The organism is Caloranaerobacter sp. TR13, assembly GCF_001316435.1.
Lineage (GTDB): Bacteria > Bacillota > Clostridia > Tissierellales > Thermohalobacteraceae > Caloranaerobacter.
The window spans coordinates 1-13,675 of the sequence record NZ_JXLL01000024.1; the positions used below are offsets into that span (position 1 = coordinate 1).

The window sequence follows — 13,675 nt, forward strand, 5'->3', positions numbered from 1 at the left end:
CTTAAATAGCAAACAATAGTACAAAAGCACTAAATAAACATTATTTACAAATAATAGAAATTGTATTACAATAAAGTTAAATATGATAGTCAATAAATGGAACTAAGTGCAAATAGGAGAGATAAGTATGGAAATACTAACGTTAGGAGAAAAGATAAGAAAGTTAGGAAAAGAGAAAAACATGTCATTAAGAAAACTAGAGAATACTATGTTTTAAAAACACAGCTAAGTTATATTGAAAATAGTAAGACAAGTCCAAGTTTTAGATAAATTACCAACAACACTATTTGAGTTCTATAAATATTATTTAAAAATTAGAGAAGAAGAAAAAGCCCTTAAACAGCTAGAAAGTGCTATAGAATTTAGTAAAGAAAGAAAGCAAAAAATTACATAGTAAATTGAAAAAATTTAATTTCTGTTTGTTTTGCAAGTTTTTCGAAAGGGGATTTTATTATGAAAATTAAACTATTTGCAATTATTATGTCTTTATTTCTAATTTCAGGCTGTACAATAAATAACGATAAAAAAGCTAATAACATACAAGATAACGATAAGAATTTATTAACAATAGAAGAAATAAAAAAAGAATATGATGCTTCAGACTGGAAAATAGTCAATTTAACTAAAATTAAAAGAAATAACACAGATTATATTTTAGTTGAAAGTCAAATCCCTACTTTAGCAAATAGATTTGAATTTATTAATTTAAAATCAGGAGATAGAGATATTTTACCTACCAATGCTTACTTTATTGAATCGTATAAAGTAATAAATGAAAATTATATAGTGTTATTAGCAAATGGAAAACATTCAGAAAGCACTTTAAGGACTGTACCATTTGAAATACATTGCATAAGAAGTACTGAAAATATTAATTGTAACTATGATTTTATTGCAGAGTATAAAGATATAGATTTCCCAATTAATAAAAGGGTTTTTCTTGGAAGTAAAGTGAATGAAGTTATTGCTGAAATAGAAACTACTTTAAATGGAATACAAATTGTGTTTGAACCGCAAGAAGGTTTTGAATCTATATTTTATGCAGATTTTTTAGATGTACCACCTACAGAAATAGATTATAATAAAGAAACTAATCAACTTATTATTTGCTTTAAGAATACAAAAATAAATAGTAAATTATATAAACAAAAATTAGAAAATCTTAAAGGAAATTATTACTTTAACTCTATAGAATTTCATGAGAAATTTAATAATAGTTACATTAAAATTAATTTAAAAGAACCATCTAAATTTTTTAATGTAAAAACATTTAATTTATATGATTCTAAATATCCATGTATTGAAATAAGATTTAAGTCAAATAAAGAAGTACATTAAACTTTGTTTATTAAATTATAAAATTTTAAGAATCTATAGAAAATACAGAGGGACGGTTCTAGTGTGTCCAAAAAAAACAACAAAACCATCCCTTTGTATCATTTAATTGAGATTATGGCTTTCAAATAAGATTATAAAAGAATATAAAGAAAGAGAGCCGGCCTTTCATGTGTTTGAAAAGCTAGCTTTGTTCTTAGGCCTTACTTTAAATTAAAGGTGGTGAGCGCTTTGAGTAATTTTAGGCTGTTAAACATCCTTTTTATTTTTTTGTTGGTTATTACTTTTACTATTGGTTGTGATATTAGCGATAAAAATCAAGTAGAAGAAGGTATTAATGATAATTGGCCTGCAGATGGTGTGTATTTTATGAAATGGGATTCATATCACGGATATTTTGAGGGAGAAGAACCATATATACAATTGTCAATAATTCAAGTTCATTCAATAGCACAAGAAAACGAACAATCATATAAGAAGTATATTTTAATTTCAGATAAAGGAGAGATTACTGTAACTTCTGCAAACTATTTCCCAGGGCCAAAGGGGGAAAAGTATTCATTATATACTCTTGGATTAAGATTGCCAAAAATGAAACCAGGGAGATATATTATTAACAAGTTAAGGATGATAGACTCTAATAACCAGCAAAAAATATATGACATAGGGAAATGGGTTATTGATATAAAAAAAGGATTTAAGCCTAAAGACTTGGATTTAGGTAAGAAAACTTTTATTAGCGGATATTTTGATTGGTATAGAGTAGAGATATTAAATAATACTCAAGAGAAAATATATATTAAAAATCTAGATTTTCAGTTAAAAATACCGGTTAAAACGATAACAAAGATAGGTAAAGATTTCAATATGACAGAATACTTAGATGAAGAACCATATGTAGAACCAGGAGAAACAAAGGTATTTCAGTTTGAATTTGTTAGTGGAGTTAATGATAATAATCCTAAATTTATTTCTTTACGACCATTTTTGTACTATGAGATAAATAATAAAAACAAGTTTACAATATTACCAACTGCTATTTATTCTCCGGTAGTAAATGATAAGATAATATTAGAGCTTGTGAAGTCTTTAAATTAGTAATTGTTTTGTGTTCTTTGATGGTGTTACAATAAACTATTTTGATCTTACTCCTCATATTCATTATTTTGGTTCGGTTACTAGTCAATATGATGGATATATTGATAGAGGTGAAGTCGCTAGTGAATATAACGGGAGGAATTCTAAAGATACTCTTCACTTTTCAATAAGAAGAATAGTTAGTAATACATGCAGTACTACCATAGGTTTTAGTGCAGATATAGTAAGTGGCGAATGACACAGAGGAACGGTTCTAGTGTGTCCAAAAGAAAACAACAGAACCGTCTCTTTGTGTCATTTAATTGAAATTATAGCTTTTGCAAGCTCATTTATGCTCTCGGTTAATCTATCTAGTTTACCCTCTATTCTAACTAATAGATATATGGAAACTGCTATTGGAAAACCAAGATTAGCAATTTGAGCATACAAATCTTCCATATTACACCTCCTTTGAAATAAGTACTAGGTACTGGGTACTTGATACTGGATACTGGGTACTTGGATTAAGGGACAGAAGACAGAGAACAGGGGACAGGGAATAGGTAGCAGAGAACTGGTAACTAGAAATGACACAGGAGAACCGTCCCCCTGTGTGGAGAACCGTCCCCCTGTGTCATGTCATCTAAGCTATATTTAACTCTTGAACGTTTGTAGTAACTATTCTAGCGCCTGCTATAGCTACAAGGTCTCCACCTGAAGAATTAAAAATATTTTTAAGTATTATCTCATTCATAGCAGTAGATACTTCCATATCTGTTAAATCATCTCTTGGATTATCAATAGAAATAGTTGTCCTCTTATCTAACTGATTTTTAAAAATCATCTCTAATCTACTATTCGCCATCACCACACCTCCTTCTTGTTAGAATAAATTAAATCCCCTAGATACTTTCTACTAACTCAACTTCATCAATTCTCCTTATAGACACTACAGGCAACTTCTGTAAACCTGTTAAAGCTATTGCTACTGAGTAAACATCTTCATTTGTTGCAGCACCTTTAACCTTAGAATAAGTTTTAGATTTTACTATCTGCTTACCATTCTGGTCTATTCCACCATCTAAATTTAGTTTAATTTTTGAATCCTTAGTTACTGCGTTCACTGCCATCCTCTCACCTCCCTTCTACTCCTTATATAGAAGAAAGGCTAAAAATTTACTATGAATTTTCTTAATTTCTTTATCGCAGAGGTTTTGATATTTACAGCAGTCCTATAGCTTATATTAAGTCTCTTACTTATCTCCTTTAAAGAAACATCTTGAATATAATACATAGTAATTACCTCTTTTTGTCTTTTAGTAAGCTTATCTAAAGCTTTTAATAAGTTTAATGTTTCTTCATTTTTTATAATAACTTCATCTTGCAATAAGTTTTCATCAGCAATTAAGTCAATAAGTTCTAAACTATCATCTTTTGAACTTATCATTTGATTTAATGAAATATATTCTTTATTCTTCCTGCTATTATTTAAATAATGGAACTTAAGCATCGCCTTTACATACCCTAAAAAATGTACTCCTTTATCCTTATCGTAATCTTTTAAAGCTCTTAAGATTATTTCGTATCCCTCTTGAATTAAATCATCATATAAATCTGCCTTGTTAAAATACCTTTTAATAGAGGATAATACTATTGGCTTTAGTTTAAATAGTAGTATTTCCTTCGCTGCTATATCTCCTTTTTGAGCAGCATCAAGCAAATTATTTATTTCATTATACATAAGCTCCCTCCAATTTAGAGGGGCGCCCCATCTTTCTTACCGGCAAATATATAGTATCTTGATGCTGCTAATTTTAAAATTTATGACTAGTTCATTTTCATTGAACGAGTTGAACTAAAAATAGACGATAGAGAACAGGGAACAGGTGACAAAAGGCAAGGCAAAAAAGAAAAAGAGAAAGTCAATCTGTGACTTCCTCTATATTCTCAATATTAACAAGTACTTCATAATCCACATTATAGTCTTTTGAAATTGCTTCAATTGCTTTTATTATTTCATCGTTTTCTTCTTTTAAAACAAATATAATACGGTCAAAATCGTCCTTTAGAGTATCTAATAAGTATCCTACATCAGCTTCATTCTCCACAAGCACCTTGATAGTTGTATTTCTTTTATCCACATATCTACAAACATAGTCTACATATAAGTTCTTTATAAATACAACCACTCCATAAACAAAAAATACGTATACTATTATAGTAATTATAAACATTATCATAATAATCACCCTCTTTTTATGGGGTATATTATTATGATATGAATTTAAGCTTATAATGTTACTTTTTCTCTGCTTCCCGGTTTTTCAATAGGTAAGTCCTTCATGCAAAGAGGACATTCCTTTTTATCATAAGTTTTTATATCTAATTTTACTGCACTAAAAATAGGCAGTCCTAAATCTATATTATTCTCTCTCCTATCTACTATACAAGCTATTCCAATAACTTCTCCACCAAATTCTTCAATTATATCTTTTACTTCCAAGCTAGACTTTCCGGTAGTTACAACATCTTCTGTTATTAATATTTTATCTCCTTTATTTATCTCAAAACCTCTTCTTAGCTGCATTACACCATCTTTTCTTTCTGTAAAAATTGCTTCTTTACCTAACTGTCTGCCTATTTCGTATGAAACTATTACCCCACCCATTGCAGGCCCTACAACTTTATCTATCTCCAAATTCTTCACTTTATCTACTACCACCTTCAAAACCTTTTCAGCAAAGTTTGGATATCTTAAAACTTTGGCACATTGAACATATTTATCACTATGTTTACCTGATGATAATAAGAAATGTCCTTCTAATAACGCATCACACTCTTTTAAAATCTCAATTATTTTTTTCTCTTCCATACGCAAGCCTCCCATTTTTATCAGTTACCAGTTGCCAGAGAACAGAGAACAGGATGAATAAAGTTGTCAGTTTCCAGAATAGTAGCGGAGAATTAATTCTCCACTACTAGGGTACAGTTACCAAGGTACAGGCGACAGTTCCCTGCCCCCTGTTCTCTATTCCCTGTTCTCTAATTCCAGTACCTAGTACCTAAATAATTCCCCTAATCTCCTCTATAGACTTTATTCCTTCTTCTTTCATAAATCTCTCGATTCCTTCAAGTATTTCTATACCTACTTTTGGATTCATGAAATTTGCCGTTCCAATTTGTATGCAAGTAGCACCAGCCATAATAAACTCAATCGCATCTTTCCAGTCTGTAATTCCCCCCATCCCCATAACAGGTATCGATACGTTTTTACAGACCTCATGTACCATCCTTAAAGCTATAGGTTTTATTGCAGGCCCTGAAAGTCCAGCATAAACATTTTTAAACACCGGCTTTCTTTTTCTTATATCTATAGCCATTGCCTTAAATGTATTAACAAGCGATATTCCATCTGCTCCTTCTTCTTCACATACTTTAGCTATTCTTACAATATCCTCTGCATTTGGAGAGAGCTTTACTATTAAAGGTAATCTAGTAACTTTTCTAATCTCTCTTACAGTCTTTCTTGCGCTTTCTTCTTTTATTCCAAAAGCCATTCCACCTTCCTTAACGTTTGGACATGATATGTTCAGTTCAATCATATCCACATCTTCCTTAGAAATTATTGAAACAGCTTCAATATATTCATCTAACGATTTACCACCAATATTCACTATAGTAACTAAATCTAGTTTTCTCAAAAAATCTAGTTCACTTTCAATAAATCCCATCACTCCAGGGTTTTGAAGCCCAACGCTATTCATGATTCCTGAAGGAGTCTCCCAAATTCTTATTCCGTCATTCCCTTCCCTTTTGTTTAAAGTCAATCCTTTAGTACATATTCCGCCTAACTTTTCTATATCATAAATTTCACCATATTCCCTACCAAAACCAAAAGTTCCAGAAGCCATTATTATAGGATTTTTAAATTCAACCTCTTTAAATTTAACTTTAAGATTACACATCAAATACCACATCCTCTCCAAGAAAAACAGGCCCGTCCTTACAAGTTCTCTTATTCCCTGATTTAGTCTTACAAGTACATACTAAACACGCTCCAACTCCACATGCCATTCTCTTTTCGATTGAAACATACACTTTAGTATGATACTCTTTCGCCGTATCAACAATCTTTTTCATCATAATTTCAGGTCCGCAAGTAAATATATAGTCATATTTTTTAATATCTATTTCATCAGTTATAAATCCATCCACATTAATATAGATATTGTCTGCGAATTTCTCGTACTTTTCCTTTAAGATAGCCTCGTTTCTAAAACCCATGTATATATCAAGCAAGTCTACACCTTTATTTTCACTTAACTTTTTTGCTGTCAAATATAATGGAGCTATACCTATTCCACCACCAACCAGTGCTATTTTACCTTTAACTAAAGGAAACCCGTTGCCATAAGGACCTTCTAAGCTTATTTCATCTGATGGTTTTAACTTACTCAAAATATTAGTCCCCTGTCCTTGCACTCTATATAGAAACTCAATATAATCTTCACCTATATCATGAATACTTAAAGGTCTCGAAAGTACAGGAAATTTGCCCCATGCTCTTACCATGTAGAACTGGCTCATTTTACCTTCAAACTTTCCTTCTACCCTTAGAACGAATATGTCCTGCCGAATACGCTCATTCGAAATTACTCTTGCCAACTTAAAATATCCTCCTTCATCTTTATAACCTGTTTTCTGGCAAATTCATTGAAGCTCTTCCCTTCATCAATGCCTTTATGAGCTTTAATTATCCCCCTTGATGAATTTACTACTCCGCACATCTTTTCTCTAAAAATCTCTTTTAAATCTTCTCCAGTACCTCCCTGCGCTCCATAACCAGGTATTAAGAAAAACATATTGCCGCTTAACTTTTTTATCTCTAAAAACTCTTTAGGAAAGGTAAGTCCTACAACTCCACCTATCAAACTAAAACCGCTCTTTCCAATAAAATTTTCTCCCCATTTCTGCACATTTTCAGCTACCTTCAAGTAAAGAGGTTTAGCGTTTACCTCTAGCTCTTGAAAATCCTTCGAGCTTTTATTAGAAGTCCTTATCAGTACAAAAAGTCCTTTTTCACCTGTACTAAGGTACTTAAAATATGGACTTATTGCATCTAACCCCATATATGGGTTCACTGTAATGAAATCAGCTTCAAAATCCCCTTCAAAATGTGCTTTTGCATACATTTGGGCAGTAGATAGTATATCTCCCCTCTTAATATCCGCTATTACTACTTTTCCCTTTTCTCTTATATATTTAAGTGTCCTACTGTATGCCTTTAACCCTTCTATACCAAAAGTCTCATAGCATGCAATCTGCACCTTATAGCATGCCACTAAATCATAGGTAGCATCTATTATCTTTCTATTAAATTCAAATATTTTTTCTTCAAGTGTTTTAGTACTGCTTAACAAATATTCAGGCAAATATTCAATTCTAGTATCTAATCCAACACAAACCGGCCCATTTTTCAAAACCTCTTCATATAATTTATCTATTATCATACTTAACGCTCCCTCTCTTAAAAGTCATCTTCACCTTCCCTAAAACTTTTTCTCCATTAAATGGATTGTTTTTACCCTTAGATATAAAATTATCTGTATCTATTTGATATTCTTCATCTAAATCTACTAACACTAAATTAGCCTCATAACCTTCCTCTATAAGTCCACAGTTTAGGTTTAATATTCTAGCAGGATTGTAAGACATAAGCTCAGATAGTTTGTTTAGTGAAATACCATTTTCATGAAACACCTTATACACCATAGAAAACGCCACTTCTATTAAAGAAATTCCAGGAGCTCCATTTTGTTTATCCTCCAGACTATGCGGTGCATGGTCTGTAGCAATGACATCAATATACCCCTGTTTTATACCTTCTATTAAGCTTTTTACATCTTCTTTTTTTCTAAAACTAGGATTTACTCTATAATCTACTTCGTATCCAAATATATGATGTGGTGTTACCTCGCAGGTAAATTTGAGATTTGTATCCTTAAATTCTTTAATTAAGCCTAAGGTCTTTTCAAGACTTATATGGCATATATGAAGATTGCCTCCTACTTCTTTTAAAAGACCTAAATCTCTTTTTACAATCTCAAATTCTGGCTGACAGTGAGTTAGTACTCTAAAATTTAGCTTATTTGAAAGTATTAAAGCCTTTTTCATTACTTCTTCGTTAAAAATAGTATTTCCATCATCCGAAAACAATCTTGTATGTCTTAACATCTCTTCAAAGTTAACGAATTCTTTTCCTTCTAGATTTCTAGTTAAAGCAGAAACCTGTATAATATCGCATAAATCTAATTTTTTGCTCTTATCGAGTATATACTCTAAGACTAAAGTATTATCACAAACAGGTTTTGTATTTGCCATAGTGCAAAGTGTAGTATATCCACCCTTTAACGCCGCTTTCTGACCACTTTCTAAATCTTCCTTATATAGATAACCTGGATCTCTTAGGTGGCAGTGCATGTCTACAAATGAGGGTAAAAGTACAAGACCTTTACCCTCTATTATTTCAGTGTCATTTGATATATTTACATCTTCATCTGCCTTAAACATCCTTTTAATAAACCCGTTCTCTATTAATATAGAACCATGGAAAGCTCTTTTTGCATCAACTATCTTTACATTGTTGATAAGAATATTCATTTTTATCACCTACAGAGAAGTTTTAGCATCGCAGTATTCACACTTATATTCTTTTGTATTTTCATCTACCAAAGTAAACTCAACATCTTCGATTTTTTCAATAGTTGTTACACATCTAGGATTCTTACATTTTAGTATTCCCTTTACTGTCTTTGGTAAACTTAATTTTATTTTCTCTTTTATCTTCTCATCTTCTATTATGTTTATTGTTATATCTGGATCTATTAATCCTAAAATTGTTAAATCTAAATCTATTTCATTTTCTATCTTTATTAAATCCTTCTTCCCAAGTTTGTTAGATGATACGTTTTTAATTAAAGCTACTGTATAATCTGCTTTGTGAAGCCCTAATTCTTTAAATATCTTATATCCACATCCAGCTTTTATATGGTCTATTACTATACCTTTTTTTATCGCATCTATATTAAGCATACATCTCAACCCCCAATAATTTTATAAGTAGTGCCATTCTCACGAACATTCCAAACTTAGCCTGCTTGAAATATACAGCTCTTACGTCATTATCTACTTCCATAGCTATTTCGTTCACTCTTGGAAGCGGATGCATTATTATCATATCCTTTTTTGCACTTTTTAATTTTTCTAATGTAAGAATGTAACTATCCTTTAGTCTTAAATATTCTTCTTCGCTGATAAATCTTTCTCGCTGAACTCTAGTCATATACAATATATCTAATTTACCTATCACATCTTCTAGATTAGAAGTTTCATAATATTCATGCCCTTTTAATTCGTCCTTGATATATTGGGGAATTTGTAATTCAGGTGGGGATATAAAAATAAACTTTATATTTTCGTATCTGGATAATGCTTTTACAAGAGAATGCACTGTCCTACCGAATTTTAAATCGCCACAAAGTCCTATTGTATGATTAGAAATGCTTTTTTTGAGATGTTTAATAGTAAGAAGATCGGTAAGAGTTTGGGTTGGATGCTGATGTCCTCCATCACCTGCATTTATGACTGGAATGTTTGAATATTTTGAAGCAAGTTTTGGAGCACCTTCTTTAGGATGTCTCATTACAGCTATATCTGCATAACATCCGATAGTTCTAATAGTATCTGCAATACTTTCTCCCTTTGATACCGAAGTTGATTTTGCCTCTGAAAAGCCGATTACATTTCCACCTAATCTCAGCATCGCTGCTTCAAAGCTGAATTTAGTTCTTGTAGAAGGTTCATAGAAAAGTGTTGCTAATAACTTCCCTCTACAAATGTCTGAATAAGCATCTGGTTTTTTAATTATGTCTTCTGCTAGAGCAAATATTTCATCTAGCTCATTAATAGTAAAATCGTTTGGTTCAATTAAATGTCTTCCTTTTAACATTTTATCTCCTCCTTTTTAGCCTCACTGGACTATATTAAAGGTAACAAAAAACCTTCCTCATCGAGACGAGGAAGGTTATAAGCACATTTATATTCATATAGGCACAACAAATTAAAGTCATGCTATATATACACAAACATCACTATTTCATACCTTCCTAGCCTCTCTGGACTAGGTTAAAGATACTTTGTCTTTCAATCATTTTACTATGAACAAGGTTATATGTCAAGGATATTTAAAATATTATTCACCTAAACCTTCTTTTCTTAATATATCAGCCTTGTCTGTCTTCTCCCATGGTAAATCTAGATCTGTTCTTCCAAAATGTCCGTATGCAGCTACTTGTCTATAAATCGGTCTTCTTAAGTCTAAATCTCTTATAATAGCTGCAGGTCTTAAGTCAAAATGTTTCTTAACTAATTCTTCAATTTTGCTTTCTTCTATCTTACCTGTTCCAAATGTATCTACAAGTATTGAAACTGGATGAGCAACACCTATAGCATATGCAAGTTGAACTTCACATTTATCTGCTAATCCAGCAGCAACTATATTTTTTGCAACATATCTCGCAGCATATGCAGCTGATCTATCAACTTTAGTAGGATCCTTTCCTGAGAATGCTCCACCACCATGACGAGCATATCCACCATAAGTATCAACAATAATCTTTCTTCCTGTTAAACCAGCATCTCCTTGAGGTCCACCTATTACGAATCTACCAGTTGGGTTGATATAGTATTTTGTCTCACTATCTAAGTATTTACTTGGTATAACTTTTCTTATTACATGTTCCCTTAAATCTCTTTCAATAGTTTTTAAATCTATCTCTGGGCTGTGTTGAGTAGAAATAACTATTGCATCTATTCTTACAGGTTTATCATCATGATATTCAACTGTAACTTGAGTTTTACCATCTGGTCTTAAGTAATCTAAAGTACCATTCTTTCTAACTTCTGATAATCTTCTTGCTAATTTGTGTGCTAATGATATTGGAAGTGGCATAAGTTCTGGTGTTTCATTGCAAGCAAAACCAAACATTATACCTTGGTCTCCAGCACCAATTAAGTCAAGTTCATCATTTGTTTCTTCTCTGTGTTCTAATGCTTCATTAACTCCCATAGCAATATCAGGAGACTGCTCATCAATAGAAGTTAAAACTGCACAAGTATCGCAGTCAAAACCATACTTAGCTCTAGTATAGCCAATATCTTCTATAGTCTTTCTTACGATTTTTGGTATATCTACGTAACACTTAGTTGTAATCTCTCCTGATACTAAAACTAAACCTGTAGTAACTGATGTTTCACATGCTACTCTTGCTTCTGGGTCAGATTTTAATATAGCGTCAAGCACTGCATCTGAAATTTGGTCACAGATTTTATCAGGATGTCCTTCAGTAACTGATTCTGAAGTAAATAACCATTTTCTCATCTTCATACCTCCCATGCTAAATGAATTTTTAATTTTAAATTTTAAATGTTAAATATTAAATTCAACATTAAGTATAGATAGAGTTTATATGGTTATTATTAGCAATTGTTAGTTTTTTATGTTCATATAAAAAAATCCCCTTCCAAAAGGAAGAGGTAATTTTCTGATATAACCTCATCTTTCAGAATCTACATTCTGTGGGACTTAGCACCGTGTAACTTTAATTACCGGTTGCCGGGTTTCACAGGGCCCATTCCCTCCACCACTCTTGATAAGGTATCAAGATTTTTATTAAATTGTCCTCAAAGTATAATATCATAGCTTACAAACTAAGTCAACAATTTTTTTGTCATTTATATTCAAAATTCGTCATTTGATGTTAACTATTCATAAGTAGCAGAGAATTAATTCTCTGCTACAAATTCTATTATTGGTCTTTCTATATTCATTTTTTGGTCAACAGTTTTTAGTCTATCAACTACTGACCATCGACTATAATCTAATTTTACATTTTCTATTTTGAATTTTTTATCCCTGTCCCCTATTCTCTGTTCCCTTATTTCTATCCCCTGTTCCCCGTCCCCTGTCCTCTGTTCCCTGTCTTCTTTTTTATATCTAGCACCTAGTCCCCAATTATCTACAAGAAGCTAATAACTTGACTACTTAAAATAAAAACTATTAATCCAGCTGTAAATACACCTGCCACAATTGCTGGAAAAGAATATTTGAAATCTATATTAAATAAAGTTGCTGCTACACATCCAGTCCAAGCACCAGTAGATGGTAATGGTATTGCTACTAAAAGAAATAATCCTAAGACACTGTATTTCTCAACTTTTTTACTTCTTTTTAAAGTCCTTTGCTTAATCCAGTTAACAATTTTACCAAACATCTTTGTCCTTCCAAAATAATCGAATAAAGGATTTAATAACTTAAGCAAAAAAGGTACAGGTATTAAATTACCTATAATACTTAATACTGTACTATGTAAAGGGGTAAATCCCATTGCTATTCCGAGTGGTATAGCTCCTCTTAATTCAAAAATAGGCGCAGCAGCAACAAGCATTACAATAAGTTCATCCTTCAAAACTTTTAAAGTTTGCACTAACATATACATCACCCCGTTCATTATTCGTTATTCATCGTTCACTATTCGCTTTTAGTTTCTTGTTTTTCGAACTCTCATTTGTAGTTCGCCGTTTGTATTTCGAACGACGAACTGCGAGCACCGAAAGACAACTGTTTTTTTCTACATTATTCCCTATTCCCTGTCCCCTGTCCCCTGTCCCCTGTTCCCTCAATCCAGCACCCAGTACCTAGTACCCAGCACCCAACTATATAAATTATATAGCATCAATAAGAAAATAGAAATATTTTTTTCGATTCTACATTAGTTATCTGTCTTTTCATTAGGAGTATATTTATACTCGCTGAGCTGTAGCCCACATTTAAATGTGGGCTACAGAATAATGTTATATAATGTAATTACAGTGGGCTACAGAATAATATTATATAATGTGACTATAGTTTTAAACAAAATTTACGTTCATAGATAAAAGCAAAACATTTCTAATAATTTATTTAAATCGAAGATTTTATTCTTATAAGATTTTATTATAATTTCCTATGAATTATAAAGAAAAACTAAGAATTAATTAGAATTTCTAATATAATTTTAATTAATTAGTTGTTAACAGTATTGCAAGTTAACTCAATATGTTTTAAAATAACATTCGTGACAAGTTAACGGGGTGTGGCGCAGTTTGGTAGCGCACGTGGTTTGGGACCATGGGGCCGGGGGTTCGAGTCCCTCCACCCCGACCA

Annotated in this window: 18 protein-coding genes, 1 tRNA gene and 1 riboswitch; of the genes, 5 read left to right on the forward strand and 14 right to left on the reverse strand. The window is 31.7% G+C overall.

The window, feature by feature from the left end:
* Positions 1 to 235: 235 nt before the first annotated feature.
* The 4 genes from TR13x_RS11180 to TR13x_RS10260 all read left to right on the forward strand — a co-directional run bounded on the left by TR13x_RS11180 (position 236) and on the right by TR13x_RS10260 (position 2,671).
* On the forward strand, positions 236 to 394 hold the full coding sequence (locus TR13x_RS11180) for a hypothetical protein (RefSeq protein ID WP_161802942.1): 159 nt from the start codon (positions 236 to 238) through the stop codon (positions 392 to 394).
* A 59-nt stretch (positions 395 to 453) separates the two neighbouring features.
* The gene (locus TR13x_RS10250; protein ID WP_054871843.1) at positions 454 to 1,338 is read left to right on the forward strand and encodes a hypothetical protein; all 885 of its coding nucleotides are present in this window, start codon (positions 454 to 456) and stop codon (positions 1,336 to 1,338) included.
* A gap of 228 nt (positions 1,339 to 1,566) precedes the next feature.
* Positions 1,567 to 2,433: a hypothetical protein gene (locus tag TR13x_RS10255; RefSeq protein ID WP_054871844.1), complete on the forward strand. Its 867-nt coding sequence runs from the start codon at positions 1,567 to 1,569 to the stop codon at positions 2,431 to 2,433.
* 10 nt (positions 2,434 to 2,443) lie between these two features.
* Entirely contained in the window at positions 2,444 to 2,671 is a 228-nt protein-coding gene (locus TR13x_RS10260) for a hypothetical protein (protein ID WP_054871845.1), read from the forward strand.
* A 56-nt stretch (positions 2,672 to 2,727) separates the two neighbouring features.
* Here the strand turns inward: TR13x_RS10260 and TR13x_RS10985 are convergent, their stop codons facing one another.
* The 14 genes from TR13x_RS10985 to TR13x_RS10325 form a co-directional block, all read right to left on the reverse strand.
* Positions 2,728 to 2,871: a YvrJ family protein gene (locus TR13x_RS10985; RefSeq protein ID WP_082394861.1), complete on the reverse strand. Its 144-nt coding sequence runs from the start codon at positions 2,869 to 2,871 to the stop codon at positions 2,728 to 2,730.
* A gap of 184 nt (positions 2,872 to 3,055) precedes the next feature.
* Positions 3,056 to 3,277: a DUF2922 domain-containing protein gene (locus TR13x_RS10265; protein WP_054871846.1), complete on the reverse strand. Its 222-nt coding sequence runs from the start codon at positions 3,275 to 3,277 to the stop codon at positions 3,056 to 3,058.
* A gap of 37 nt (positions 3,278 to 3,314) precedes the next feature.
* A complete protein-coding gene (locus TR13x_RS10270; protein WP_054871847.1) occupies positions 3,315 to 3,542 on the reverse strand; it encodes a DUF1659 domain-containing protein in 228 nt (75 codons plus the stop codon).
* Between the two features lie 38 nt (positions 3,543 to 3,580).
* Positions 3,581 to 4,153, reverse strand: coding sequence for an RNA polymerase sigma factor (locus tag TR13x_RS10275; RefSeq protein ID WP_054871848.1), 573 nt, complete (start codon positions 4,151 to 4,153; stop codon positions 3,581 to 3,583).
* 181 nt (positions 4,154 to 4,334) lie between these two features.
* Positions 4,335 to 4,652, reverse strand: a complete 318-nt coding sequence (locus TR13x_RS10280; protein WP_054871849.1) for a hypothetical protein — start codon at positions 4,650 to 4,652, stop codon at positions 4,335 to 4,337.
* Positions 4,653 to 4,702: 50 nt separating this feature from the next.
* The gene (gene pyrE / locus TR13x_RS10285; protein WP_054871850.1) at positions 4,703 to 5,284 is read right to left on the reverse strand and encodes an orotate phosphoribosyltransferase; all 582 of its coding nucleotides are present in this window, start codon (positions 5,282 to 5,284) and stop codon (positions 4,703 to 4,705) included.
* 190 nt (positions 5,285 to 5,474) lie between these two features.
* Positions 5,475 to 6,377 carry a dihydroorotate dehydrogenase gene (locus tag TR13x_RS10290; RefSeq protein WP_054871851.1) on the reverse strand — a complete coding sequence of 301 codons (903 nt, stop codon included), beginning with the start codon at positions 6,375 to 6,377 and terminating at the stop codon, positions 5,475 to 5,477.
* Positions 6,370 to 7,077 (reverse strand): dihydroorotate dehydrogenase electron transfer subunit, encoded by a 708-nt coding sequence (locus TR13x_RS10295; RefSeq protein WP_054871852.1) that lies wholly within the window; start codon positions 7,075 to 7,077, stop codon positions 6,370 to 6,372. Before TR13x_RS10295 ends, TR13x_RS10290 begins: the two co-directional genes overlap by 8 nt.
* Positions 7,065 to 7,922: an orotidine-5'-phosphate decarboxylase gene (pyrF, locus tag TR13x_RS10300; RefSeq protein ID WP_054871853.1), complete on the reverse strand. Its 858-nt coding sequence runs from the start codon at positions 7,920 to 7,922 to the stop codon at positions 7,065 to 7,067. The genes TR13x_RS10295 and pyrF overlap by 13 nt, the downstream gene beginning before the upstream one ends.
* Positions 7,909 to 9,072 carry a dihydroorotase gene (locus TR13x_RS10305; RefSeq protein ID WP_054871854.1) on the reverse strand — a complete coding sequence of 388 codons (1,164 nt, stop codon included), beginning with the start codon at positions 9,070 to 9,072 and terminating at the stop codon, positions 7,909 to 7,911. Before TR13x_RS10305 ends, pyrF begins: the two co-directional genes overlap by 14 nt.
* Before the next feature lie 9 nt (positions 9,073 to 9,081).
* Entirely contained in the window at positions 9,082 to 9,504 is a 423-nt protein-coding gene (locus tag TR13x_RS10310; RefSeq protein ID WP_054871855.1) for an aspartate carbamoyltransferase regulatory subunit, read from the reverse strand.
* Positions 9,497 to 10,420 carry an aspartate carbamoyltransferase gene (gene pyrB / locus TR13x_RS10315; RefSeq protein ID WP_054871856.1) on the reverse strand — a complete coding sequence of 308 codons (924 nt, stop codon included), beginning with the start codon at positions 10,418 to 10,420 and terminating at the stop codon, positions 9,497 to 9,499. The genes TR13x_RS10310 and pyrB overlap by 8 nt, the downstream gene beginning before the upstream one ends.
* A gap of 243 nt (positions 10,421 to 10,663) precedes the next feature.
* Positions 10,664 to 11,851 (reverse strand): methionine adenosyltransferase, encoded by a 1,188-nt coding sequence (gene metK, locus TR13x_RS10320; RefSeq protein WP_054871857.1) that lies wholly within the window; start codon positions 11,849 to 11,851, stop codon positions 10,664 to 10,666.
* 171 nt (positions 11,852 to 12,022) lie between these two features.
* Positions 12,023 to 12,129, reverse strand: a riboswitch (SAM riboswitch).
* Positions 12,130 to 12,488: 359 nt separating this feature from the next.
* Positions 12,489 to 12,962, reverse strand: coding sequence for a small multi-drug export protein (locus tag TR13x_RS10325; protein ID WP_054871858.1), 474 nt, complete (start codon positions 12,960 to 12,962; stop codon positions 12,489 to 12,491).
* A gap of 636 nt (positions 12,963 to 13,598) precedes the next feature.
* Between TR13x_RS10325 and TR13x_RS10330 the strand changes: the two genes are divergently transcribed.
* Positions 13,599 to 13,675: transfer RNA gene (locus TR13x_RS10330), tRNA-Pro, on the forward strand.

Coding starts and splice junctions, on each gene's coding strand:
- TR13x_RS10250 (WP_054871843.1), top strand. CDS start 454: ATGAAAATTAAACTATTTGCAATTATTATGTCTTTATTTCTAATTTCA.
- TR13x_RS10985 (WP_082394861.1), bottom strand. CDS start 2,871: ATGGAAGATTTGTATGCTCAAATTGCTAATCTTGGTTTTCCAATAGCA.
- TR13x_RS10265 (WP_054871846.1), bottom strand. CDS start 3,277: ATGGCGAATAGTAGATTAGAGATGATTTTTAAAAATCAGTTAGATAAG.
- TR13x_RS10270 (WP_054871847.1), bottom strand. CDS start 3,542: ATGGCAGTGAACGCAGTAACTAAGGATTCAAAAATTAAACTAAATTTA.
- TR13x_RS10275 (WP_054871848.1), bottom strand. CDS start 4,153: ATGTATAATGAAATAAATAATTTGCTTGATGCTGCTCAAAAAGGAGAT.
- TR13x_RS10280 (WP_054871849.1), bottom strand. CDS start 4,652: ATGATAATGTTTATAATTACTATAATAGTATACGTATTTTTTGTTTAT.
- pyrE (WP_054871850.1), bottom strand. CDS start 5,284: ATGGAAGAGAAAAAAATAATTGAGATTTTAAAAGAGTGTGATGCGTTA.
- TR13x_RS10290 (WP_054871851.1), bottom strand. CDS start 6,377: ATGTGTAATCTTAAAGTTAAATTTAAAGAGGTTGAATTTAAAAATCCT.
- pyrF (WP_054871853.1), bottom strand. CDS start 7,922: ATGATAATAGATAAATTATATGAAGAGGTTTTGAAAAATGGGCCGGTT.
- TR13x_RS10305 (WP_054871854.1), bottom strand. CDS start 9,072: ATGAATATTCTTATCAACAATGTAAAGATAGTTGATGCAAAAAGAGCT.
- TR13x_RS10310 (WP_054871855.1), bottom strand. CDS start 9,504: ATGCTTAATATAGATGCGATAAAAAAAGGTATAGTAATAGACCATATA.
- pyrB (WP_054871856.1), bottom strand. CDS start 10,420: ATGTTAAAAGGAAGACATTTAATTGAACCAAACGATTTTACTATTAAT.
- metK (WP_054871857.1), bottom strand. CDS start 11,851: ATGAGAAAATGGTTATTTACTTCAGAATCAGTTACTGAAGGACATCCT.
- TR13x_RS10325 (WP_054871858.1), bottom strand. CDS start 12,962: ATGTTAGTGCAAACTTTAAAAGTTTTGAAGGATGAACTTATTGTAATG.